The sequence below is a fragment of the Streptomyces sp. NPDC001492 genome, assembly GCF_053597275.1.
In genome coordinates this window covers 186,396-209,972 of record NZ_JBSFHW010000004.1, presented here as the reverse complement: position 1 = coordinate 209,972, position 23,577 = coordinate 186,396, and the positions used below count along the sequence as shown (strand labels likewise).

At 71.0% G+C, this 23,577-nt stretch carries 22 protein-coding genes and 1 pseudogene; 14 read left to right on the top strand and 9 right to left on the bottom strand.

What is annotated here, in order from left to right:
• Window positions 1–10: 10 nt before the first annotated feature.
• The 3 genes from ACWC1K_RS06960 to ACWC1K_RS06950 form a co-directional block, all read right to left on the bottom strand.
• Entirely contained in the window at window positions 11–1,195 is a 1,185-nt protein-coding gene (locus tag ACWC1K_RS06960) for a damage-control phosphatase ARMT1 family protein (RefSeq protein ID WP_450829207.1), read from the bottom strand.
• Between the two features lie 46 nt (window positions 1,196–1,241).
• A complete protein-coding gene (locus ACWC1K_RS06955; protein WP_450829206.1) occupies window positions 1,242–1,889 on the bottom strand; it encodes a ScbR family autoregulator-binding transcription factor in 648 nt (215 codons plus the stop codon).
• A gap of 69 nt (window positions 1,890–1,958) precedes the next feature.
• Window positions 1,959–2,855 (bottom strand): ScbA/BarX family gamma-butyrolactone biosynthesis protein, encoded by an 897-nt coding sequence (locus ACWC1K_RS06950; protein ID WP_450829205.1) that lies wholly within the window; start codon window positions 2,853–2,855, stop codon window positions 1,959–1,961.
• A 266-nt stretch (window positions 2,856–3,121) separates the two neighbouring features.
• Between ACWC1K_RS06950 and ACWC1K_RS06945 the strand changes: the two genes are divergently transcribed.
• The gene (locus ACWC1K_RS06945) at window positions 3,122–4,054 is read left to right on the top strand and encodes a lytic polysaccharide monooxygenase auxiliary activity family 9 protein (protein WP_450829204.1); all 933 of its coding nucleotides are present in this window, start codon (window positions 3,122–3,124) and stop codon (window positions 4,052–4,054) included.
• Window positions 4,055–4,072: 18 nt separating this feature from the next.
• Here ACWC1K_RS06945 and ACWC1K_RS06940 read toward each other — a convergent pair whose 3' ends face one another.
• Window positions 4,073–4,726 carry a Tat pathway signal sequence domain protein gene (locus tag ACWC1K_RS06940; RefSeq protein ID WP_450829203.1) on the bottom strand — a complete coding sequence of 218 codons (654 nt, stop codon included), beginning with the start codon at window positions 4,724–4,726 and terminating at the stop codon, window positions 4,073–4,075.
• Between the two features lie 664 nt (window positions 4,727–5,390).
• Between ACWC1K_RS06940 and ACWC1K_RS06935 the strand changes: the two genes are divergently transcribed.
• The 3 genes from ACWC1K_RS06935 (at window position 5,391) to ACWC1K_RS06925 (ending at window position 7,655) form a co-directional block, all read left to right on the top strand.
• Entirely contained in the window at window positions 5,391–6,044 is a 654-nt protein-coding gene (locus ACWC1K_RS06935) for a DUF6230 family protein (RefSeq protein ID WP_450829202.1), read from the top strand.
• Window positions 6,044–6,493 (top strand): DUF6114 domain-containing protein, encoded by a 450-nt coding sequence (locus ACWC1K_RS06930; RefSeq protein WP_450829201.1) that lies wholly within the window; start codon window positions 6,044–6,046, stop codon window positions 6,491–6,493. Before ACWC1K_RS06935 ends, ACWC1K_RS06930 begins: the two co-directional genes overlap by 1 nt.
• A gap of 133 nt (window positions 6,494–6,626) precedes the next feature.
• Window positions 6,627–7,655 carry an Lrp/AsnC family transcriptional regulator gene (locus tag ACWC1K_RS06925; protein ID WP_450829200.1) on the top strand — a complete coding sequence of 343 codons (1,029 nt, stop codon included), beginning with the start codon at window positions 6,627–6,629 and terminating at the stop codon, window positions 7,653–7,655.
• A gap of 121 nt (window positions 7,656–7,776) precedes the next feature.
• Here the strand turns inward: ACWC1K_RS06925 and ACWC1K_RS06920 are convergent, their stop codons facing one another.
• A complete protein-coding gene (locus ACWC1K_RS06920; protein ID WP_450829199.1) occupies window positions 7,777–9,228 on the bottom strand; it encodes an MFS transporter in 1,452 nt (483 codons plus the stop codon).
• A 188-nt stretch (window positions 9,229–9,416) separates the two neighbouring features.
• Between ACWC1K_RS06920 and ACWC1K_RS06915 the strand changes: the two are divergent.
• From ACWC1K_RS06915 to ACWC1K_RS06890, 6 genes and pseudogenes are all read left to right on the top strand, one after another.
• Window positions 9,417–9,679, top strand: a pseudogene (locus tag ACWC1K_RS06915) (SAM-dependent methyltransferase); the annotation flags it as partial.
• 235 nt (window positions 9,680–9,914) lie between these two features.
• Complete coding sequence (locus ACWC1K_RS06910; protein ID WP_450829198.1) at window positions 9,915–10,922, top strand: substrate-binding domain-containing protein; 1,008 nt, start codon at window positions 9,915–9,917, stop codon at window positions 10,920–10,922.
• A 173-nt stretch (window positions 10,923–11,095) separates the two neighbouring features.
• On the top strand, window positions 11,096–13,450 hold the full coding sequence (locus ACWC1K_RS06905; protein WP_450829197.1) for a nitrate- and nitrite sensing domain-containing protein: 2,355 nt from the start codon (window positions 11,096–11,098) through the stop codon (window positions 13,448–13,450).
• A gap of 15 nt (window positions 13,451–13,465) precedes the next feature.
• The gene (locus ACWC1K_RS06900) at window positions 13,466–13,897 is read left to right on the top strand and encodes a roadblock/LC7 domain-containing protein (RefSeq protein ID WP_030940055.1); all 432 of its coding nucleotides are present in this window, start codon (window positions 13,466–13,468) and stop codon (window positions 13,895–13,897) included.
• Between the two features lies 1 nt (window position 13,898).
• Window positions 13,899–14,258, top strand: a complete 360-nt coding sequence (locus ACWC1K_RS06895; RefSeq protein WP_450829196.1) for a DUF742 domain-containing protein — start codon at window positions 13,899–13,901, stop codon at window positions 14,256–14,258.
• Complete coding sequence (locus ACWC1K_RS06890; RefSeq protein WP_450829195.1) at window positions 14,245–14,847, top strand: GTP-binding protein; 603 nt, start codon at window positions 14,245–14,247, stop codon at window positions 14,845–14,847. The genes ACWC1K_RS06895 and ACWC1K_RS06890 overlap by 14 nt, the downstream gene beginning before the upstream one ends.
• 86 nt (window positions 14,848–14,933) lie before the next feature.
• On the opposite strand, the gene ACWC1K_RS06885 is transcribed toward ACWC1K_RS06890, so the two are convergent.
• Window positions 14,934–15,893 carry an ABC transporter substrate-binding protein gene (locus tag ACWC1K_RS06885; RefSeq protein ID WP_450829194.1) on the bottom strand — a complete coding sequence of 320 codons (960 nt, stop codon included), beginning with the start codon at window positions 15,891–15,893 and terminating at the stop codon, window positions 14,934–14,936.
• A gap of 300 nt (window positions 15,894–16,193) precedes the next feature.
• On the opposite strand from ACWC1K_RS06885, the gene ACWC1K_RS06880 reads away from it, so the two are divergent.
• The 4 genes from ACWC1K_RS06880 to ACWC1K_RS06865 are packed head-to-tail and all read left to right on the top strand — an operon-like array spanning window position 16,194 to window position 20,936.
• Entirely contained in the window at window positions 16,194–19,418 is a 3,225-nt protein-coding gene (locus ACWC1K_RS06880) for an ATP-binding protein (RefSeq protein WP_450829193.1), read from the top strand.
• On the top strand, window positions 19,415–19,873 hold the full coding sequence (locus ACWC1K_RS06875) for a roadblock/LC7 domain-containing protein (RefSeq protein WP_351467573.1): 459 nt from the start codon (window positions 19,415–19,417) through the stop codon (window positions 19,871–19,873). The genes ACWC1K_RS06880 and ACWC1K_RS06875 overlap by 4 nt, the downstream gene beginning before the upstream one ends.
• 57 nt (window positions 19,874–19,930) lie before the next feature.
• Complete coding sequence (locus tag ACWC1K_RS06870; protein ID WP_450829192.1) at window positions 19,931–20,347, top strand: DUF742 domain-containing protein; 417 nt, start codon at window positions 19,931–19,933, stop codon at window positions 20,345–20,347.
• A complete protein-coding gene (locus ACWC1K_RS06865) occupies window positions 20,334–20,936 on the top strand; it encodes a GTP-binding protein (RefSeq protein ID WP_450829191.1) in 603 nt (200 codons plus the stop codon). Before ACWC1K_RS06870 ends, ACWC1K_RS06865 begins: the two co-directional genes overlap by 14 nt.
• Before the next feature lie 39 nt (window positions 20,937–20,975).
• Here ACWC1K_RS06865 and ACWC1K_RS06860 read toward each other — a convergent pair whose 3' ends face one another.
• From ACWC1K_RS06860 to ACWC1K_RS06850, 3 genes are read right to left on the bottom strand one after another with little or no spacing between them, the layout of a single operon-like run.
• On the bottom strand, window positions 20,976–21,644 hold the full coding sequence (locus ACWC1K_RS06860) for an ABC transporter permease (RefSeq protein ID WP_450829190.1): 669 nt from the start codon (window positions 21,642–21,644) through the stop codon (window positions 20,976–20,978).
• Window positions 21,641–22,351, bottom strand: coding sequence for an ABC transporter permease (locus ACWC1K_RS06855; RefSeq protein WP_450829189.1), 711 nt, complete (start codon window positions 22,349–22,351; stop codon window positions 21,641–21,643). The genes ACWC1K_RS06860 and ACWC1K_RS06855 overlap by 4 nt, the downstream gene beginning before the upstream one ends.
• Window positions 22,348–23,475, bottom strand: a complete 1,128-nt coding sequence (locus ACWC1K_RS06850; protein WP_450829188.1) for an ABC transporter ATP-binding protein — start codon at window positions 23,473–23,475, stop codon at window positions 22,348–22,350. Before ACWC1K_RS06850 ends, ACWC1K_RS06855 begins: the two co-directional genes overlap by 4 nt.
• Between the last annotated feature and the right edge of the window lie 102 nt (window positions 23,476–23,577).

Below are 23,577 nucleotides of genomic sequence, written 5' to 3'. Positions count from 1 at the left end.
GGGCAGGCCCTCAGGCCCGCACCTGGATCAGCGCGTGAGTGCCTCCGGTCCGCCACCGCTGCCCCTCGGCCGCCACGAGCGCGGCCTCGGTGTCGGGGGCCAGGCCGGTGATCACGTCGGACTTCAGGGTGCGCAGGGCGGCGACCGGGCCGGGGAAGTGGGCTGTGACGTCCGCGAAGGATGTCGTCGGCGCCCACAGCCGATCGCCCACGAGACGACGGTAGTTGAGGTCGCCCTTCACGAGGGTCAGCGCGGCCGTGGCGAGCTCCGCGCGGAGGTCGCCCGGCATGTCGGCGTACGGCAGCGGTCCGGCGGAGAAGGGGTGGGCGCGCAGACCGAGGCGGCCGTCGGTCATCGCCGACCACAGGATGCGGCCGTACTCGGCGGCCGCGCCTCGCGCCCCGGTGAGCCTCCTGAGCGCGTCGAGCACATCGGCCGTCGTCGCGTCGGAGACGTAGTACGGGTACGGCTTGATGTGCAGGACGGCGCGCCCGATGCGCCCGCGTTCGAGGAGGTGGGCGATGAGGAGCAGGTCGGGGACGAGTTCGCGGCCCGCGTTGTCCGCGATGAGGCAGAGCGTGCCCGCGCCGGCCCGTGGGAGCAGCGACCACAGGGTCTCGCTGTCGTCGGCGACCAGGCCCGGGGCGGTGTCCGGGGTGCCGGCGGCGGTGGCGGAGAGGCGGAAACCGAGGTCGGCGCGGTTGCCCCAGAGGGAGCCGTGCAGCAGGGCGCGGTCCTGGTCGTCGGCGGACAGGGCGTCGAGGGCGGCCAGTTCCTCGTCCGTCTCCGGGGAGTCGAGTTCGGCCAGCTTGAAGGGCCGGAACGGGTCGATGCCCTGCCAGGGCCCGGCACCGAAGTAGCCGACGGCGTCGAGGAGTTGGCGGTAGAAGTAGCTCTCCGACCAGAGCCAGGGGATGTCGTACCAGGAACGGCCGGCGTACTCGGCCATGCCCCATGCCTCCCAGCGGGCCCGGTCGTGCGCGTCGGCGGGAAGCGGTTCGACGACACCCTTGGTGCAGCTCGCGAGGAGCGCGTCGAGAGCACGGTGCTGTGCGGGGCCGTAGGGGAAGGCCTCCCGTACCTGCCGAATGATCGCGGGGTGCCGCTCGGCGAGCACGCTGTGGGGGAACGACCCCGGCTCGCTGCCGAGGATCACGGGCGCGGACGGAGGGTGGGGCGACGAGGTGTCGGGCATGCGCCCCACGATAGGTCCGCCCCCGGGCAGGTCCTGGGATCCTCCGTCAGACGGTCCTGATCTCGCGCTCCAGCCGGGCGGCGAGACTCACATAGCGGGCGCGGCGGGTCACCGGGACCAGACCGCGGATCGTCAGGTGCCACATCTCGGCCAGTCTGCGGGGCTGGTGGGCGACGGGTTCGAGGGAGCGCCCCACCACGCGGGTGCCGACGAAGAAGCTGACGAGGGAGTGGGCGACGGCGTCGACGTCGATGTCCGGGTGGACGTCGGACTCCTTGACGGCGCCGAGGAGTTTGCGAGTGGCGATGTCCCGCCACTCGTTGAAGGGGTGCCGCAGTGGCGGCCGCACGGCCACTTCCCCGGTGGCGAGCCGGAGCCCGGCCCGGGGGATCGGACCCTCGACGGAGAGACGGGCTATGCCGAAGGTGATGCGCATCAGGGTTTCGAGCGAGGAGTAGCCCTTGGCGTCGAGGCCCTTCGCCACCTCGTGCGAGGCCTTGGACTGGAGCTCCATGATGGCGTGGGCGAGGTCCTCCTTGGCCGCGAAGTGGAAGTAGAGGGCACCCTTGGTGACTTGGGCGTGTTCCACGATGTCGCTCAGGCTGGTCGATTCGTAGCCGCGGCGGTCGAACAGGTCTGCTGCGGCCGTGATGATCGTCGCGCGGGTCTGCTCGGCGCGTAACTGCCTCGCCATCGACTGAACACTCCTGGGGCTGGAAACGGGCCGTGCTGTTTGTTTTTCTCACTCCCAGTAAACGATATCTCACCGTGCGGCGGTGCCGACGGTGCACTCGAACACCGTCGACTCGCCCTGGAATCCGCGCACCTCCAGACCCGTCCCGGTCTCGTCGGTCACCTCGATCCAGGTGGGTCTGTCCAGCTCAGCATACTGATGGAAGGTCGCGCGGAAGGACCCGCCCCCCGCCGGTCCGACGGCCCGGACGCGGGCCGCCTGCCGGGCCGCCTCCAGGAGCAGCATGCCGGGGACGTGATCGAGCGGATGGTCGAAGAAAACGGGATGCGCGGTATCTACTCGCAGTTGCCAGCGGCCGGGCCGGTCGGGCGGGGCCAGCACGACGTCCGCGGGCAGGGCCCGGTCCACGGCTGCGGCGGGCAGCGCGGGCGGGAGCGGCAGCGCGGTGACGGTGGCCGGAGTGCGGCCGCCCCGCAGCCGGCGGTAGACGGACTCGCTGGTCCAGCTGACGGCGATGTGCGCGGTGGCGACGCGCTCGCCGCCGAGACGTACGACGGTGTCGTAGCGGAGCGCGGTGGGGCGGCCCGCGCGGTGGCGGACGTCGGACACGGTGACGTCCAGGGCGGGTTCGGCGGGCGCGGCGGCGACGGCGAGGTGCTCGGGATGCGTGGTGAGGTGCAGCTCCTGGAGCACGAAGCAGTGGTCGAAGGGGGCGTCGTACTCGGCGTGCGCGAGGAGTGCTCCGCACTGGCGCACGGTCTCCGCGACGAGCAGCGGCTCGTACGCCGACCGGTCCGGCGACACGTGTAATTGATGAGCTCGCGGCCACTGCGCGAACAGCGTGAACCGGTCGGGACCGGAGCGCTCCCAGTCGGTGAGAAACGTTTCCGCCACGGCGGCGCGGTGGACGAGCTGACGAGGCACGGTGGCCGTCAAAGCCGGTCGGGGCATGGTCGTTCGGGGCATGTCCCTCCCTCGTCCCCCCGGAAACGGATCACAGACCAGACGGTGAGGTGGCCGTGCCGGCGACCGCCAGAGTACGAGGCGACCGGTTGGTTTTCAATGTGATCCGGGTGGCACCGAGGGTGCATACGGCGCAGGTGAACGGTCAAGGTGCAAGCGGCTGTTCGCTCCGGAACCGCGCCCGGGCGTCGTGCGCTGAACGCGCCGGGCCGGTTTCCCGTACTTCACGGGAGCACATCGTTCCGCGCCTGGCCGAGGAGACGTTCCGGATGCCCCGGATGACCGCACACCGCACCGCCCTGACGGCCGCCTTCGTGACCCCGTTCCTGCTGCCCCTGTGGGCGGCGGGCACCGCGCAGGCGCATGGCGCGCCCACGGATCCGGTCAGCAGGGCCTACGCCTGCTCACCCGACGGCGGCAGCAACGCGCGGTCGGCGGCGTGCAAGGCGGCGGTTGCCGCGAACGGCGCCCCGTTCACGTTCTGGGACAACCTGCGGGTCGCGGACGTGGGCGGCAGGGACCGCCAGGTCATCCCCGACGGAAAGCTGTGCAGCGGCGGGCTGCCCGCCTACAAGGGCCTCGACCTCGCCCGCTCCGACTGGCCGTCGACGACCCTGAAGCCGGGCGCGACCCTGACGATGAAATACGCCTCGACGATCCCGCACACCGGCACGTTCAAGCTCTACCTCACCAAGCCCGGCTACGACCCGAAGAAGCCGCTGACCTGGGCCGAGCTGCCGGACCGGCCGTTCGCCTCGGTCAAGGACCCGGCCCTGACGAACGGCGCGTACCGCATCACCGCGAAGCTGCCGTCCGACCGGACCGGGCACCACGTGCTCTACACCATCTGGCAGAACAGCAGCACGACGGACACGTACTACTCGTGCTCGGACGTGCAGTTCGGGACGGCCGGGAGCGGCAGGAGCGGCGGTACGCCGGCATCGGCGTCCGCATCCGCGGCCGGCGGCCGGAAGAGCGCGAGCAGCAGCCCCACGGCCACGCCCGAACCCCCTACGACTCCTTCCCGTACGGCAGAGGCCGCGACTCCACGGCAGGGGTCCATCGAACCCGACAGCACGCCGGTGGCCTCGACCTCCACCGCGGGCTCGGGCCCGTCGGCGCCCATGCTGGCGGGCGGCGCCGCTGCGGTGCTGGTGCTCACCGGCGGCGCCGCCCTGGCGCTGCGTCTGCGTCGACGCTGAACTACGCCTGGCCGGGCGTCAGTTGACGTAGACGGTGGCGCCGTTGTCGGTCACCGCGGCGTACTTGGCGGTGAAGTAGCCGCTGCTGAAGCAGAGCGACGAACCGGACACCTTGGTGAACTGCTGGTTGGTGAAGTTGATGCTGGCGTCGCTGTTGCTCGTCGTGCCGGTCAGGCTGGGGGCCTGGTAGACACAGGTGATGGAGCCCAGCAGGGTCTTCAGCTTGACCGTGGTCTGGATGGTGGAGCCGCTCGCGGGAGTCACGGTCAGCGTGCCGTCGGAGGCCACGGTGGTGGTGTACGGCAGGTTGTCGACCGTGATGCTGGTGACGCCCGTCACGCCGAGGACATTGCTGGTGCAGCTGCTGCTGTCGAAGGTCTGCGCGCCGACGGACTCGGTGGCCGTGCCCGGCGCGGCGGGGTTGTCCGTGACCGTGGCGGTGAACGTCGAGGACGTGCAGCTCACGCCGCTGGTGCCGGTCGCGCTGGAGTAGAGCGTGGCCTTGGTGCCGCCGGCCAGCGGCGCGGAGAGGACGTCGCCGACCGCGACGGCGGTGCCGCCGGTCGAGCCGGTGGTGAGGACGGGGGTGTCGGCCGCCGAGGCCGGGACGGCCGCGGGGATCGAGAGGGCGGCGACGGTTCCGACGAGGGTGAGCAGGGTGCGAGTGCGCATGCGGACGTACCTCTTTCTGGTGCGGGGTTTGAGGGGTGGGGGGCTTGCGATGTGGCGCGAGGAAGGTGGGGGGACGCCGGTCGACGTCCGCCGATGCCGGACCGTGACGCCTTCTCCGTACGGCACGGTCCGGCAACGGCGTCCGGCCGGTGACCGGCCGCAGACCCTGGGGGTGGGCCGGCGGTCGGGCCGGGCGGAAGCGACGGCCTGGAGCGGACCAGGGGGGAAGTGCCCTTACCGGGCCGTCGGGGGGATCTCGGGCCGTGAAGGGCCCGTGCGGACAGGAGGGGTCCGGGAGACGCGGACGGTGCCGCGTGGCTGGATCCGGCGCCACGGATCCGGGGGAAGCCAGGGGCAGTTGTAGACCTGAGTGTCAGTCAACGTCAAGGTGGGACAAGGTAGTTGACGATCGTTCAAGGGTTTGGCGGAACAGGCGGAAACCTGCCGAGCCACAGGTGGGGCACAACCAACACTCTTTTTTCACAACTCCCTTGACCCTTGAAAGTAACCACGGGTAACTTCCTCGCTGGCTACTGCGGAGTACGAGAAAGCCCTTCCACCCGCCGGGAGTTTGGGAGGAGGCGTGCGTCTGCAGCCGCTGTCCGCGCCAGGACAACGCGCCGATGATGCCCAACCCGCACTGACTATGCACATGGGAGCAGACATGGCCTCGTCCGCCGAACTCACCACAGGGAACCCAGAAAGCGGTTCCTCTCCCGACCCCGCGAGAGGCGGGCGGGTCCGGCTGCGCCGCGCCGCGGTGATGGCGGTCCCGGCCGTCGCGGTTGCGGCCGGTCTCGCGATCATGACCGCCGAGGGGGCGCTGGGGGTCTCGTTCTCGATCTCCGGAATGCCCTTCACGGTGACCGCCAAGTCGCTCGACGGCACCGGCTTCGAGCAGTTCGGTGGGCTCGACAGCATGATCGACAACAGCCCGAACGCGGGCGACACCGGCGGTCAGGTCCTGATCGTCACCTCCGCCATCAAGAGCGCGACACTGGACAGCCTGTGCCAGAGCGTCGACCTGGGCGGCACCAACCTGCTGATCAAGGCGGGCAGTGGCTCGTCGAAGGTGCAGGCGACCGACCTGACCACGGACTCGACCCAGCTGACCGGCGACGCCGCCTTCAAGAACATCGAGATCGGCAACGACGCGAGCACGCTCAACAAGGCCGGCGTCAAGGGACCGGCGGGCGTCTTCAGTCAGCAGGCCGACACGGTGCACATCGACAACCTGCGGCAGACCAACTATGCGACCACGGCCGGGGTGTTCAAGCTGCCGGGCCTGAAACTCAGCTTCAGCGACTCGGGTTGCTGATGTCGGACCGTCCGAATCAAGGCGCGCGGCCCGCTTTTCCTGAGTGGCGGGCCCGCCGTCCGTTCTGGGGCGGGCTGCTGCTCGCCCTGGGCGGGGCGGAGATCCTGCTCACCGAGAAGGCCTCGCTGAAGGTCATGATGCACGCCGCCACGCAGAACCTGGCCGGCTACCTCCTGCCCACCGTGATGCTGTTGTGCGGGCTGCTGACCCTCTTCAACCCCACGCAGCGCCTGTTCTACTCGATCATCGGCGTCCTGGCCTCCCTGGGCACCTGGCTCACCTCGAACCTGGGCGGCTTCTTCATCGGTCTGCTCCTCGGTGCCGTCGGCAGTTGCCTCACCTTCGGCTGGCTGCCGGATCAGGAGCCGCGGGTGAGCCGGCGTCGGCGCAGGAAGGAAGCGCGGGCCGCGGAAGCCGCACGAACGGTGCACGAGGCCGTGCAGCTGTAGTCACGCCGGGCCGGGACCGGCACTCGCCCAGGGGTCGCCCCGCACCCACGGCGAGTGCGGCCCCGGCCGGCGTGATGGTGGATACGGCCATGGCTGTCACTGCGGCTGCGGAACGTGACTGAAGAATGTGTGCATGCTGGACGACCTGGACCGTGCCCTGATCCATGCGCTGCACATCGACGGCCGCGCGCCGTTCAGCCGGATCGCCGCCGTGCTCGGCGTCTCCGCGCAGACGGTCGCGCGGCGGTACCGGCGGCTGCGTGCGGAGGCCTCGCTGCGGGTGGTGGGGTTGTCGGACCCGCACCGGGCGGGGCAGACGCAGTGGCTGGTCCGGCTCACCGTGGTGGCGAGTTCCGCGCGGGATCTGGCGTATGCGCTGGTGCGACGTCAGGACACGTCGTGGGTGAAGCTCGCCTCCGGCGGCACCGAGATCGTGACGGTCATCCACGCGCCGACGGACTCGGAGGGGGCGGGCAACTCGCTGCTCCTGCACGACATTCCACGCACCGGCGCCATCACCGCGGTGTCCGCACACTGCCTGCTGCACACCTATCTGGGCGGGCCGACGAACTGGCGCCGGAGCGCGAGCGCGCTGGACGAGCGGCAGCAGCGCGCCCTGCGCGAGTATGAGGCGCCGGACACGTCCTACGTTCCGGTACCTCGCCAACTTGCCGACGGGGACGCCGAGTTGCTGCTCGCCCTGCAGAAGGACGGGCGGGCCACGCACGCCGAGCTGGCACAGGCGACCGGCTGGTCCCCGGTGACCGTGGCGCGGCGGCTCGCGGATCTGCGGGCAGGCGGCACGGTCTTCTTCGACGTCGAGGTCGATGCCGGCCACTTCGGTGTCCACACGCGGGCGCTGCTGTGGATGGCGGTGCGGCCGGCCCATCTGGACCGCGTGGCGACAACGCTGGCGGGCCACGACGAACTGGCCTTCGTCGCGGCCACCACGGGCCCCACCAACCTGGTCGCGCAGGCCCTCTGCCGCGACCCCGCCGACCTGCACCGCTATCTGGTCCACCGTCTCGGCTCCCTGGACGCGATCCACACCCTGGAAACCAGCCCGGTCCTCCAGAACCTCAAGGCAGCAAGCCCGATCCTCACACCCCTGCCGAGCCCCCGCCCCCGGGGGCTCCGCCCCCAACCCCCCGTTCGGCCCTGAAGGGGCCTCGTCCTCAAACGCCGGACGGGCCGAAAAGCCGAAGCCCCGGCCGGCAAACCCGGCCCCTTCGGCGTTTGAGGAACGGGGTGGGCGGAGGCCCGCCACTGGGGCCGAGGGGCTGTCAGCGCCCCGTCCCGGCATCCGCAGGCGCGCTCGCGTCGACCATCATCCGGCTCGTCCCGAAGCTCACCGCCAGCAACCCCGCCGCCACCCAGACCGCCGACTGCACCGCCCGCAGCCCCGCCGCCGCGTCGCCGGGGCCCGCACCGCCCAGATACACACTGCCCAGCACCGCGACCCCGAGCGTCGCCCCCAACTGCTGCACGGCATTGAGCAGCCCCGCGGCCGAGCCGATCTCCTGCGGGCGCAGCGGCTTCAGGGCGAGGGTGAAGAAGGCGGGGGTGAACAGGCCCACGCCGACCCCCACGACCCCCAGCGCGAACAGCAGCGGCGTGGGGTAGGAGCCCGCGTCCGCCACCCTGTACACCGCGATCGCCGACAGGGCCCCCGACAACAGCACCCCCAGACCGAGCGACATCACACGCTGCCCGTACCGTCCGACCAGACGCGCCCCCGCGATCCAGGACGCGACGGCCAGCCCCACCGACCACGGCGCCAGTGTCAGCCCCGCCTTCAACACCCCGACGCCCGCGCCCAGTTGGAGCTGGAGCACGACGACCGTCAGCAGACCGTTGGTGACCGCGAAGAAGCACGTCGACGTCACGAGGGCGGCCGGGAACCCGCGGTGCGCGAACAGGCTCGGTTCCACCAGCGGGGTGCGCCCGGTCACGGCCGCCCTGCGCTGGTGCACCGCGAACATCGTCATCAGGCACAGCCCGGCCGCCACGAGCCCCCAGCTCCACCCCGACATCGTGGCCGGGTCCGTGCCGATCAGCGGGTGGACGACCAGCCCGATCCCCGCCATGGCCAGCAGCGTGCCCGTCAGGTCGAGGGTGGGCCGCCGCGGGGCGCGGTTCTCCAGCAGCCTGGGCGAGAGCGCGAGCACGAGCAGCGAGAGCGGGACGTTCACCAGGAACGCCGCGCGCCACGAGGAGCCGAACAGGTCGGCGTGGGTGAGCACACCGCCGAGCACCGGTCCGCACACCGCCGCCAGACCCATCACGGGGCCGATGCTGCCGAGGGCCTTGGCCACCTCGGGCCCCGTGAACATGGCCTTGATCAGTCCGATGGTCTGGGGAATGATCACGGCCGCCGCCCCGCCCTGCAGCACCCGGAACGCGATCAGCAGCCCCACCGAGGGCGCCACGGCGCACGCGGCGGACGCCAGCATGAAGCCCGTGACCCCGAGCACGAACAGCCGTTTGCGGCCGGCGATGTCACCCAGCCGGCCACCGGTGATCAGCAGCACCGCGAAGGGCAGGGTGTAGGCGGTCGTGAACCACTGGATGTCGGAGACCGAGCCGCCCAGCTCGGCGTGGATGGCCGGCGCGGCGACCTGCACGATCGTCGCGTCCAGCAGGTTCATCGCCTCACCGAGCAGCAGTGCGGCGAGCGCCGGCCACCGCCACCGGTACGCCGTGGGAGCCGGCGTCAGCACGCGTTCAGCAGTCATCGGGGGGGGGTTCCTCTCCACCGTCGTAGGACCTCGGCCGGCACCCCGTCGAGCAGGGCGTCCGACCGGCCACGGCCCAGCGTGGAGGCGGGCGAAGAAGGGCCTCCAGCCACAGGCTCCGGGGTGGGGATTTCTTCCGTCGAAGCGGTACGCGGTGTGGATTTCCCACACTCCCGGCCCCGCCCCTCGCGGGCGTGCGACAGTTCCTCGACATCGGCACCGGCATTCCGACCTCGCCCAACATCCATGAGATCGCCCAGTCGGCGGTGCCGCCTTCCGCGACACCCTGGACCCGGACGAGCTCGGCCCAGTCGCCCGTGAGTACGCGGCCCGCGGCATGCCGACACGGCTGCGCACCTTCGCGGAGGCGTGGTGTCCGGACGGGACGGACGGCGAACCGGTCCGCGACGAGGACATCGCCAGGTATGGGGCGGTGGCCCGCAAGCCGTGACGAGCCCTCCCTCTGTCCGCGGGCCGTGGACACCCCCCTGCCAGCCGGAACGCATCATCACGATGCGGCAGCAACAACTCACTCAATGTTGCTGATCACTTGACTACCGGCGGTCACACACGATTGGCTCCGGCCAGCGAGAGTCATCCGGACGGTGTACGGCGTGTCGGACGCCGTTCGGGGACTCCTCTCGCCGTTCCGCTTGCTCGGCCGCACAGCGAGGTGCCGTACCCTCATGAACACTCCTCCCCCACCGCCCGCATCCCACAGATCCGCGCGCGTCGCCGCCCTGGCCGTGGCCGTGTGCCTGCTGGCGGCCGGCTGTTCCGCGGCCGGCGCCACGTCCGACTCCAAGGACGGCGTCGGCAGGGCGGGCACCGCCCGACTCAAGGTCGCCATGGTCACGCACGCCTCGCCGGGCGACACCTTCTGGAACCTGGTGAAGAAGGGCGCCGAGGACGCGGCGGCGAAGGACGACATCGACCTGACCTACGCCAATGACTCCGATGCGGCGGGGCAGGCCGAACTGGTGCGGGACGCGGTCCGCCAGAAGGTCGACGGCATCGCGGTGACGCTCGCCAAGCCGCAGGCCATGAAGGGCCCGATAGCGGCGGCCAAGGCGGCGGACACACCTGTGGTCGGCCTCAACTCCGGCATCGACTCCTGGCAGTCCGAGGGGGTGCTGGAGTTCTTCGGGCAGGACGAGAGCCTCGCCGGGCGGGCCGTCGGCGACAAGCTGGACGCCCTCAACGCCCAGCACGCCCTGTGCGTGATCCACGAGCGCGGCAACGTCGCCCTGGAGGCCCGCTGTGCCGGCGTGAAGAAGACCTTCGACGGCAGGACCGAGATGCTCTACGTCGAGGGCACCGACGCGCACGCGACCGCCGCCGCGATCACCGCCAGGCTGCGGCAGGACCCGACGATCGACGAAGTGATCGCCAACGGCGCCCAGTTCGCGCTCACCGCGGTGAAGTCGGTGGAGCAGTCGGGCAGCAGGGCCCGCGTCGCCACCTTCGACCTCAACCGGGACCTGGTGAAGGCGGTCCAGAGCGGTGACGTGCAGTTCGCGGTGGATCAACAGCCGTATCTGCAGGGCTACCTCGCGGTGGACGCCCTCTGGCTGTACAGGACCAACGGCAACATCAGCGGGGGCGGAGTGTCACCCGTGCTCACCGGTCCCGCCTTCGTGACCAAGGCGAACGTGGCCTCGGTCGCCAGGTACGCGGCGCGCGGCACACGCTGAGCCGGACGCCGGGCAACACTTCGTACAGCAATGTCGCGAAAGATTCGAGGACCTGTGGCACGTGCGGTCACTTGTACGGATAGCATCCTGTGCACCCCTTCTCTCCCCGCTCACGGCCACCCCCGTGTTTCCCCCTCCGTCCCCCTCCGCTCCGCTGACCGCCTAGGACGACGATGTCTCCACGGACAGGTGCCCGGCGCCGTCTCGGCTCCATACGTCTCTCCCTGATCCTGCTGGCCCTGGTGCCCGGCGTCACCCTCGCCGCGATGTGGGCCCTGACGACCACGCAGATGTTTGACGAGGGGCTGCGGCTGCGGGGGCAGACCGAACTGAGCCGGTCGACCGGGGCCATGGGCACGGAAGCGACGCTCACGCTGCAGCGGGAGCGCAGCCTGTCGGCGGCCTGGGTGGCCGGCGACCCGCGCGGCTCCCGCTCGGCGCTGGTCGCCCAGCGCAAGAAGACGGACAGGGCGGTCGCACGGCTGGTCGGACAGGCCGAGGCGATCAAGAAGGCGCCCGCGCGCATCTCGGACCGGCTGTACTCGGTCGTCGGCTCGGTGGGCAGCCTCGAGTACTACCGGGGCCAGGTCGACAACCCGACCGACATCACGGCCGCGCAGGCGCTGGACCAGTACAGCTCGATCATCGACGACCAGATACACGCCTTCCAGGCGCTCTCCCAGGTCGACGACGGCGACCTCACCTCGCAGGCCGGCCCGCTCGTCGCGCTGGAGCACGCGGCGGAGCTGACCTCCCAGGAGGACACCCAGCTCACCCTGGCCTGGCCGAGCGGGCACCTGCCCGAGAAGACCTGGGACACGTTCGCACAGCTCGTGAACACCCGGCGGTGGCTCGTCCAGGACCAGATCGTCCCCTCGCTGACGGGCAGCACCAAGACCGAGACCGAGCGGATCCTGCAGAGCCCCGAATGGCAGACCATTCAGAACATCGAGGACCAGGTGCTCGCGGCCCGGTCGTCCGCCGTCGGCGGGAAGGTCCCGCTGCCCGCCGCGCAGAAGCAGTGGGCGGCCGCGTTCAGCAAGGTCGGTGACGAGTACACGAGGCTGATCGAGCACCAGACGTCCGGGCTGCTCGACCGGAGCGCCGAGAAATCCGACAGCCTGCTGCTCACCGCCGCCTCGCTGAGCGCGGGCGGTCTGATCGCGCTGCTGCTGTGCGTGGGCATGTCCTGGCGGATCACCCGGTCCCTGTCCCGGCGGCTGCGCGGCCTCAGGGAGGCCACCCTGAGCCTGGCCGAGGAACGGCTGCCGGACGTCGTGGCCCGCCTCGACCGGGGCGAGAAGGTCGACGCGGATCTGGCGACCCCGCCGCTGGACTACGGCCGGGACGAACTGGGCGAGGTGGCACGGGCGTTCAACAAGGCGCAGCGCACGGCGGTGCACACAGCGATCGAACTCGCCGACACCCGGCGCGGCTTCCAGAAGGTCATCCTCGGCATCGCCCGGCAGAGCCAGAACCTGGTCAATCTGCAGCTGACCAAGCTGGACGCGCTGGAGCGCAGCCACTCCGACCCGGACGTCCTCAAGGGCCTGTACGAACTGGACTCCACCGCCAGCCAGCTGCGCCGCTACGAGGAGAACCTGGTCATCATCAGCGGCGAGCAGCCGCGGCGCAGCTGGCGGGAGCCGGTCGCGCTGATCGACATCCTGCGCAGCGCCGTCGGCGAGGTCGCCGAGTACCAGCGGGTCGAGGTGCACACCGACGAGGACGTGCACATCGCGCCGCCCGCGGTGGCCGACGTGATCCATCTGCTGGCCGAGCTGATCGACAACGCGACCGCGTACTCGCCCGCTCCGGCGCCGGTCGACGTGCGGGCCGCGATGGTGGCCAAGGGTCTGGCGGTGGAGGTGGAGGACCGCGGCCTCGGTCTGTCGGAGGAGGACTACGCCTCCTTCAACGCGCAGTTGGCGGTTCAGCCGCAGTTCGACGTGGTGGGCCTGGCCGACGACCTGCGGCTCGGCATGTTCGTGATCGCCCGCCTCGCCACCCGGCACGGCATCGCGGTCACGCTGCGCCCCTCGCCGTACGGGGGAACGACGGCGATCGTGCTGCTCCCGCACGAGATCGTCGTACGGGAGCCGGTGCCGGCCCCCGCCGAGGACGCTCCCGCCGCAAAGGAGCCGGCCGCCGCGGAGGAGTCCGCTCAGCCCGTACGGGAGCCCCGCCCCGCAGCCCCGGCGCGCACCGCCCTCGCCGCGGCCGTGCCCGCCGTCCGGCGCGACAGCCCCGCCCCGCTGCCCCGCCGTGTCCCTCAGACCAGCCTGGCCGCCGAGCTGCGCGAGGAGCCCGCCGGCGGCGAACACAACGGTCACGCGGAGGAGTTCACGGCTGAGCGGGCCGCCTCCTCGCTCGCCGGCTTCCAGCGCGGCACGCTCCAGGCACGTGACGACGACACAGAGACGCAGTACGACCAGGGCCAGGAGGAAGCGCCCGTCACTCGGGAACCGGGTGCGCACCTCCCTGCCGAAGGAACCAACGTCCCCTCGACTCCGCCCGCCGACCGCTGACGAAGGAACACCGCCATGACACGCCCCATCCCAGCCACCCATACCCAGCTCGACCAGCTGCTGACCGGACTCGTGGAGCGGGTCGCCGAGGTGAACCACGCCGTGGTGCTCTCCGAGGACGGGCTGGTCGTCAGCAAGTCCACCGGGTTCCTGCGCGACGACGCCGAGCGCCTTGCGGCGACCGCGTCCGGTCTGATGAGCCTGAGCAAGGGCGTCAGCATGGACTTCCGTGGCGGTCCGGTGCGGCAGGCGCTGATCGAGATGGCGCACAGCTATCTGATACTGACCTCGGCCGGCCCGGGCGCCCATCTCGTCGTCCTCACCAGTCAGGGCGCGGACGTCGGCGTGGTGGCGTACCAGATGAACATGCTGGTGAAGAAGATCGGCGAGCATCTGAGCGCGGCACCGAGGGCGGGTCTCGGCCCGACCGCCGAGTCCGGCGCGTGAGGTGAGCGGAGGCGACACGGACGGCCGTCTGGTACGGCTGTTCGCGCTCACCGGAGGACGGACGCGGCCCAGCCGTGCCGACTTCACGCTCATCACGACGGTGACCGCGGTGGACCCGCCGCCGACCTGGGCCACCCGACCGCAGCCCGAGCACCAGCGCATCCTGCGCCGCTGCGCCGAGCCGATCGCCGTCGCGGAACTCGCCGCCCTGCTCGATCTGCCGGTGAGCGTGGTCGTGATCATGCTCTGCGATCTGCTGGAGAGCGGCCGTATCACCGTCCGCCCCCCGCACCCCGTCTCCTGCAAACCGGAAGACCTGGACCTGCTGCAGAAAGTGAGGGATGGCCTTGGCCGGCTCTGACCTCGTCACCCGGGCGGCACCCGACACGGTGAAGATCCTGATCGCCGGTGGCTTCGGCGTCGGCAAGACCACCATGGTCGGCTCGGTCAGCGAGATCGCCCCGCTGCGCACCGAGGAACCCCTCACCGCCGCCGGCCTCGGCGTGGACGACCTGGACGGCATCGAGGAGAAGCGGGCCACCACCGTGGCCCTGGACTTCGGCCGCATCAGCATCGGCGGCGACCTCGTCCTCTACCTCTTCGGCACGCCCGGCCAGCAGCGCTTCTGGTTCATGTGGAACGACCTGGCCCTGGGCGCCCTGGGCGCGGTCGTCCTCATCGACGTCCGCCGCCCGGAGACCAGCTTCGCCGCCATCGACTTCTTCGAACGCCGGGGCATCCCCTTCGTGGTGGGCGTGAACGGCTTCTACGGCGACCACCCGTACCCGCCCGAGGAGATCCGCGAGGCGCTCGCCCTCCCGGACCACGTCCAGGTGCTGCTGTGCGACGCACGCGAGCGGGAGTCGTCCCGGGACGTACTCATCGCCCTGATCGACCAGTTGATCGCGACGGCGGTCCACACAGGCGGCACACGGCCGACGGAAAACTGAACGGCGAGAACCAGCTGCTGAGCGGGCCCGCGCAGACGAAACGGGCGCCCCCGGGGTGGGGACGCCCGCGTCGGATCCGTCCGGGGTCAGCCCAGGCCGGCCGACTTCAGCCAGGCCTTGGCGACATCCAGCGGGTCCTTGTTCTCCAGCTGGACCTGGGTGTCCAGTTCGAGCAGGGACTTGGTGTCCAGCTTGACCGAGACCGCGTTGAGCGCGGCGACGCCCTTCGAGGACAGACCGCTCTTGTAGACGAGCGGCTGCACGTTCTCGAAGCCGAAGAGGTTCTTCGGGTCCTGGAGGACCACGAACTTCTCCTTGGTGATGTTCGGGTCCGTGGTGAAGATGTCCGCGACCTGCACGGTGTTCTTCTTCAGCGCCGCCAGGGTCAGCGGGCCGCCCGCGTCGAGCGCCTTGAAGCCCTCGAACTCCAGGCCGTACACGGACTTCAGACCGACCAGGCCCTGCTGCCGGGTCTGGAACTCCGGCGAGGCGCCGATGGTCAGGCCCTTCGCGATGCCCTTGAGGTCCGCGATGCTGGACTCGGAGGTCAGCTTGTACTTGTCGGCGGTGGCCTTGTTGACCGTGACCGAGTCCTTGTCCTGCGCGGCGGCGGGGTCGAGGAGCGTCAGCTTGGAGTCCAGCTTGGCCTCGATCGCGGCGGTGGTCGCCTCGATCGTCTTCGGCGCGGCCTTGGGGTCGAGGTAGGCCAGCAGCGCGCCGTTGTACTCCGGCAGCACGGTGACGGAGCCGTTCTTCAGCAGCCCGTACGTCGTCTCGCGGCTGCCGATGTTCGGCTTGTAGGTGACCTTGACACCCTTGGCCTTGAGGGCCTCGCCGTAGATGTCGGCGAGCAGGATGCTCTCGGGGAAGTTGTTCGAGCCGACGACGACGGTCTTGCCGTCCGACCCCCCGTCCTGGAGCGGATCGGAGGACTTGTTGCCGTCTGAGGAGCCACATCCCGCCAGCAGGGCCGTGGTCGCGGCAAGCGCGACGGCCGCCGCGGGGTAGCTCCTGATGGACCTGCTGCGTGGGGCGTTGGAAGTCACGATTCCCGTTCCGGACCTTGGGGATTGATGAGAAGCAAGCTCTGGAACTGATCCAATCCAGCCTGTTCTTACTCAGTCAAGAGCAGCCGGGTCACCAATTGGCGTCGATGCGTGATCAGTTGTGAATTCTGTGTAAACAGACAGGTATGGAGCCGGGGGCTCTTTGTAATGGATTCTTGACTAAGAGCAACGTGCTTGATCGTTCAATGAGACGATAGTCTCCACGCAGTTGGCGATCAGAATCGGTCAGTCCGCACGGTCGCGCGCGTTGAGACCCCGCATGAAGATGAAGGAGGCCCGGTGGCCGGCATACGGGGCTTCGCCGACCGATGGTCGTTCCGGCGCAAGCTCAACCTCCTGGTCGGTATCCCCCTGGCGGTCGTGGCCGCCCTGCTCTCCTATCTGATTTCCGGCCAGGTGGGCCAGGCGCGGGACGCGGCGTCCGCGGCGGACCTCGTGCGCAACAGCGAGCAGGTGGCGTCGCTGGTCAACGACCTGGAGAGCGAGCACCAGCTGGCGATCCTGCTGTCCGTGCGCTACGAGGCCGGCGGCCGCGGCGCCCAGACCACGCTCACCGCCTACCGCAAGGCGCAGGACGCGGTCGACAGGCAGATCGCCGAGGTGCGCCGGGCCTTCGGCGACGGGCTGCCGGACAGCGAGGCGCAGGCGCTCAAGGAGGTCGAGGGCCTCACCAGCCTGCGCGGCACGGTCGAGCAGAGCTATCTGCCCGCGAGCAACATCGACCCCGCCTACGACAATGCCGCCAGGACCGTGATCGACGGTCTGGGCCTCGACCGCAACGCGGAGCTCGCGGCCACCTTCACCGGCAACCTCCTCGACTCGCTGCTGCGCGCCGACGCCGCGCACGGCTCCTTCGAGACCGGCGTGTTCTCCGCGACGACCGGTGACACGAACGCGCAGATCGAGTTCACGACCGCGGTCGGCGCGTACCAGCTCTACACCAACCAGGCCGAACGGTTCTCCCGGTTCGCCACCGAGCAGCAGGCCGACGAGCTCGGCGCCATCGAGCACACCGCCACCCAGCGGGACATCGCCCAGGCGTACGCCGAGCTTCAGGTCGCGCCCAGCACCCTGCAGGCCACCACGCCGGCGGAGATCAAGGCCGCGTTCCAGGACGCCCTGAGCGACTATCCCGCCTACCCGGAGCAGGCCGCCGCCCGGCTGAAGATCACCTCGTCCCTCATCGACCAGATCGCCGACGGCGCGGACCACGCCTCCACCAAGGCCTGGTGGCGCGCGGGGCTGCTACTGGCCGGGGCCCTGCTCGGCTTCGTCCTGTGGCTCGCCTTCTCGGTGCTGGTGCGTCGCTCGGTGGTCCGGCCGGTGCAGGCCCTCACCGGCGCCGCGCGGGAGGTCGCCGAGGTGGCGGGCAGGGAACTGGCCCGGGTGGCCGACGACGACGCCGAGGACGACAGCCCGCCGAAGCTGCGCGAGATGCCGGTGACCGCGGACGACGAGATCGGTGAGCTGGCCGAGGTGATCAACCGGGTGCAGACGACCGCGATCGCGCTGCTGGAACGACAGGTGCTCAGCCGGCGCAACGTCGCCGAGATGTTCGGCAACGTCGGGCGCCGCGTCAGCAACCTGACGACCCGTCAGCTCGCCCTGATCGACGCGGTGGAGCGGGGCGAGACCGATCCGGCCCTCCTGGAACGTCTCTACTCCATCGACCACATCGCCGTCCGTCTGCGCCGCAACGCGGACAGCCTGATGCTGCTGGCCGGCATCCGCGAGACCGTCCTCGACTCCGGTCCCACCGCCCTCACCAACGTCGTACGCGCCGCGCTCGGGCAGATCGAGGGCTTCCAGCAGGTACGGCTGCACGCGCGCACCGAGGTCATGGTGGAGCCCGACATCATCGGCGACCTGACGCTGATGGTGGCCGAACTCCTGGAGAACGCCGTGTCGTTCTCGCCCGCGGGCAGCCCGGTCGAGGTGTACGTGCGGGACACCTCCGGCGAGGAGGCAGCCCTCTCGGGCGGTGCCTCCATCGTCATCTCCGACCACGGCCTCGGCATGAGCGCCGAGCGGCTCGCCGAGGAGAACGCCCGGCTGATCCGCCGCGAGCGCCTCGACGTGGTGCCGACGAAGGTGCTCGGCCTGTTCGTGGTCGGCACCCTGGCGCGCCGCTGGGATGTCAGCGTCCTGCTGTCCCGCACCCCGGGCGGCGGCCTGACGGCGGAGGTGACGGTCCCGTCGTCGCTGCTGCTGACGATGAGCCCGGTGGAGGCCGCGTCCGGCAGCTCCGCGGGGGGCCGAGGACACGTGACGGCAGGGTCGGCGCAGGCTCTGGGCGAGGTTACGTCGGGGTCGGCAGAGGCACGGGGCGGCGTCACGACCGGGTCGGCGGGGCGGACGGCCGCTGAACGGCCGCTGTCCGGTGCCATGTCCGGCCCGCGCCGGTCCGCTGCCGCCGAAACCGCCGGAACGCCGGCCGACGCCACGCGCCCCGGCGGGCCGCTCCCGCGCCGGGTGCCCCGCCGGGAGACGGACCCTGCCGAGACTCCGTACTCGACCGCCACGGCCTCGGGCGAGGCATCCACCGCACCTGCACCAGACCCGGCCTCGAACCCGGCACCGGCCACGCCCGCCCTGAACACGGCAGCGGACGTCACACCGCCCGCTCCCGCGCCGAACACGGCAGACGAGGCGCCCGCAGTCGCGCCGGGCGGGACCGCGGACGCGGCACCGATCGCAGCCGCCACGGGAGCGGCACTGGACGCCGCATGGAGCGCACCCTCGGGCACGGCACCAGCCGCACCCGCCGCGGGGACCACACCTGACGCCGCATGGAGCGCACCCGCCATGGGCCCCACCACGGATGCAGCACCGAGCGCACCCGCGCCGGGCACGGGCACGGCACCCACCGCACCCACCGCGGGAGCGGCACTGGACGCCACACGTACCGCACCCTCGGGCACGGCACCCTCGGGCACCGCACCAGCCGCACCCTCCGCGGGGGCCACCCCGGACGCCACGCGTGCCGTGTCGGTCGCGGGCACGACCCCGGATGTGGGGGCGAGCGCGCCCGTGTCGGGCACTGCGGCGGGCGTCGGGGCCGGTTCTTCCTCCCCGTCCGGCTCCGGGCAGGTTCCCCGGGCCCGTGTCGAGGCGTTCGGCGACGTGAGTCACTCGCGGTCCGATGACGTAACACCCGGCGGTTCTTGGGGCATTGGCCCGGAGGTATCGTCTTCCCAGGTCACTCCGGGCGCGACAGCGCCGTCCGCCCCCGGCGGGACCGGCCGGACGCCCCCGGGCGACGGCTCCTCGCGGCCCCTGCGTCGCCGTGTCCGCGGCGCCACTCTCCGTACGACCGTCGACGCCGCCGCCCAGCAGGCGGCACGGCAGGCCCCTCGGCTCGCCGACGCCGACGCCGTGCGGGACGCGCTCGACGAGTTCGAGGCGGCCGTGGAGCGCGCGCACCGCGACAGCGCCGCCGGCAGCCGGCCCGCGACCACCCACCCGCACGACCAGAAGCACCTCCCGGAAGGAGCCGAGCAGTGAGTACGCCGACTGGCGCCACGCCCGCCGAACTGCAGGCCGCCGCAGCCGACTTCACCTGGCTGCTCAACCGTTTCGCGACGGAGACCGCGGGCGTCGTCGACGCCATCGCGGTCTCGTCCGACGGGCTGCTCATCGCCGTCTCCGAGCTGCGCGAACCCGCTGACTCGGAGCGGCTGGCCGCGATCGTCTCCGGCATCACCAGCCTGGCCGCCGGCGCGTCCGGCAACTACGGCCTGGGCGCCCTCAACAAGGTCATCATCGACCTGGAGGGCGGCCATGTCCTGGTCTCCGCGATCGGCAGCGGTGCCGTGCTCGGCGTCGTCACCGACAAGGAGGCCAAGCTGGGCAACATCGCCTACGAGATGACCCTGTTCGCCAACCGGGCCGGCAGCGCCCTCAACCCGCAGCTCGTGCTCCAGCTCAAGAACAGCGTCGGCTCCGCGTCGGCACGCTGACCCGTCGCCACCCGGGCCCGGGCTCCAAGGGCCCGGCCGAGCAGGAAGACTTCACCCATGGCGGACGGCTCCCCACCTCCGGGCCAGGACCCGGTCGGTCCGGCCCCCGCCGTACGGCCGTTCCTGGTCACCGCCGGCCGGGTGGCGCCGACGGCGTCCAGCAGGCCGATGCCGGTCGAGACCCAGGTGGTGGCCACCGCCGAGGGCCTCGCCGTCCTGGACGGGCTCTCCTTCGAGCAGCACGACATCGTCGCCGCCTGCCGGCTGCCGCAGTCCGTGGCGGAACTGGCGGCCCGGCTGCGGCTGCACCTCAACGTCGTGCGGGTCCTCGCCGAGGACCTGCGCGCGGCCGGGCATCTGACGGTGTACGTGCCCGACGTCGACGTCACCCACGACGCATCCGTCCTGCGCAGGGTGATCGATGGCCTGCGCGCCATCCCGAACTCCCGAGGGGTACTGCGTGACACCGACTGAACCGGCCACCCTCGCCCCGGCCGACCAGGGGGCCGCCGTACGACCGCCGCTGCCGGTCAAGATGGTGATCGCGGGCGGTTTCGGCGTGGGCAAGACCACCGCCGTGGGTGCGATCTCCGAGATCGAGCCGCTGACCACCGAGGCGGCCATCACGGAGGTCGCGGCGGGCGTGGACGACCTCAGCCACACCCCGGCGAAGACCACGACCACGGTGGCGATGGACTTCGGGTGCATCACCATCGACCCGACGCTGAAGCTGTATCTGTTCGGCACGCCCGGCCAGGAGCGGTTCGGGTTCATGTGGGACGACATCGTGGAGGGCGCGGTCGGCGGCCTGGTCATCGTGGACACCCGCCGCCTCGACGACTGCTACGCCGCCGTCGACTACTTCGAGCACCGCCGGATCCCGTTCGCGGTCGCCGTCAACGCCTTCGACGGGAAGGTCGAGCACGGGCTGGACGAGGTCCGCTGGGCGCTGGATGTCTCCGACGGTGTGCCGGTCGTCGTGTTCGACGCCCGCGAGCGGGGCTCGGTGCGCGACGCGCTGCTCGTCGTACTGGAGCTGGCGCTGGCGCGCACGGAGGGCTGACGGGCAAGCCCGGGAACGCCGGTTCCCGGGCCCCGCACGTCAGTTGCCGCGCCGCACTCCCGGTGACACGGTCAGCCGCGCCACCAGGCCGAAGAACCCGAGCGTCAGCAGCGCCAGGGCGGCCACCAGGGTCGCGCCGCCCACCACCTTCTGGTAGTTGAGCTGGTACAGACCGTCCACGATGTACCGGCCGAGGCCGCCGAGCGACACGTACGCGGCGATCGTCGCCGTGGAAACGATCTGGATGGCCGCCGAGCGCAGCCCGCTGAGGATCAACGGGAGCGCGACCGGGAGTTCGACCTGGAACAGGATGCGTGACTCCGACATGCCCATGCCCCGGGCGGCGTCGACCGGGGACGGGTCGACGGAGCGCATCGCCTCGTAGGTGGTGACGAGGATCGGGGGGACGGCGAGGACGACCAGCGGGATCATCACCGGGGTCAGGCCGAGTCCCAGCAGCACGAACATCAGCACCAGCAGGCCGAAGCTGGGCAGGGCGCGCCCCGCGGTGGCGACCAGGGCGAGGGCGTTGCCTCCACGACCGGTGTGGCCGGTGAGCAGGCCGATCGGCAGGCCGATGGCGGCCGCGATGGCCAGCGCGATCAGCGTGTACTGGACGTGCTCGCGCAGCCGGGTGGGGATGCCGTCATAGCCGTGCCAGTGGGAGCCGTCACTGAAGAAGGCGTTGATGAAGTGAAGAACGTTCATCGGGCGGCGTCCTCCAGGGCGACCGTGAGAGGTTCGGGCTCGTCCACGGGACGTGGCTTGCGACTGCCGCGCGGCATCCACGGCGTCACCAGAATGCGTACGACGACCAGCACCGCGTCGGCGAGGACGGCGAGGACGGCCGTACCGATGACGGACAGCCAGATCAGTCGGGGCTGGTTGTAGATCTGGCCGTCGTGGAGCAGGTTGCCGAGCGCGCCCTGGTTTCCGATCAGCATGCCGACGGAGACGAGGGAGATGCTGGAGACCGTCGCGATCCGCAGGCCCGCGATGATCGCGGGCGCCGCGATCGGCAACTGGACCTGGAAGTAGCGGCGTACGGGCCCCAGGCCCATCGCCGTGGCCGCGTCGAGGGTCTCCTGCGGCACGGAACGGACGCCGTCCACGATCGCCGGGACGAACACCACCAGGCTGTAGACGCCCAGCGGGATCATCACCGTCGTCTCGGTCTGGCCGGTGTAGTCGATGAGGACGACGAAGAAGGCGAGCGAGGGAATCGCGTACAGGATCGTCGTCACCCACAGCACGGGCGGGTACAGCCAGCGCAGCCGGACGCAGAGCTGGGCGATGGGCAGGGCCACCACCAGGCCGGCCACGACCGGGATCAGTGCCTCGCGCAGATGCAGCCCGACCAGACCCCAGTACGTGTTCTGCAGGTCGCTCGGGATGTCGAAGAAGCCGCCGCTCATCCGACGACCTTCTCCGTACGGCCTTCCGCGTGGGCGGTGCGGATCGCCTCGCCGATGGTCTGCTGCGAGACGACGCCTGCGACCCGGCCGTCGGCGCCCACCGCCACGGCCCACCCGGTGGGCGAGAGCACGGCGCAGTCGAGCGCGGCGCGCAGCGAGTCCTTGCCGTGTTCGAAGGGGCGCCCGTGGGCAAGGAGCCGGGCGGGGTCGACGTCCCCCGCGGTCAGGGCGCCCGGCTCGCTCCAGCCGAGCGGCTTGCCGTCCACATCGGTGACCAGCAGGTACGGCGCTCCGTTCGCGCTGTGCTCGGCGATCTGCTCGGCGGTGGCGTCGACGGCGACGATCGGGGTGGTGAGCAGGTCGAGTCCGGCGGAGGAGAAGAACGACAGCCGCCGGATGCCGCGGTCCGCGCCGAGGAAGTCCTCGACGAACGCGTCCGCGGGGTTCGACAGCAGCTCGGCGGGCGGCGCGAACTGGGCGAGATGACCGCCGGTGCGCATCACGGCGACCATCGTGCCGATCTTGACGGCCTCGTCGATGTCGTGGGTGACGAAGACGATGGTCTTGCCCAACTCCTCCTGCAGTCGGAGCAGTTCGTCCTGCAAGCCCTTGCGCACCACGGGGTCGACGGCCGAGAACGGCTCGTCCATCAGCAGCACCGGCGGATCCGCGGCCAGCGCCCGCGCCACGCCGACGCGCTGCTGCTGGCCTCCGGACAGCTGGTAGGGGTACCGCTTGGCGAGCGCGCCGTCCAGTCCGACCCGCTCCATCAGCTCCCGGGCCCGCGCCCGCGCCTTGTCCTTGCTCCAGCCGAGCAGCCGGGGCACGGTGGCGATGTTGTCGACGATGGTGCGGTGCTGGAAGAGACCGGCGTTCTGGATGACGTAGCCCATGGACCGCCGCAGGGTGTTGACCGGCTGCTGCGTGATGTCCTTGCCGTCGAGGGTGATCGTGCCCTCGCTGGGCTCGATCATCCGGTTGATCATGCGCAGGGTCGTCGTCTTGCCGCAGCCCGACGGTCCGACGAAAACGGTGATCGAGCGGTCGGGGATCTCAAGCGAGAGATTGTCGACCGCGACCGTACCGTCGGGGTAGCGCTTGGTGACTGAATCTATGCGTATCAAGACGCCGTACACCCTTCGATCTGGGCCGTTGCAGGCAGAGTCTAGACCTGTTGTGTTTCGGGCTTCCTTCAGGAGTTTGGCCGGATCCGGTCCCGCCTCGGC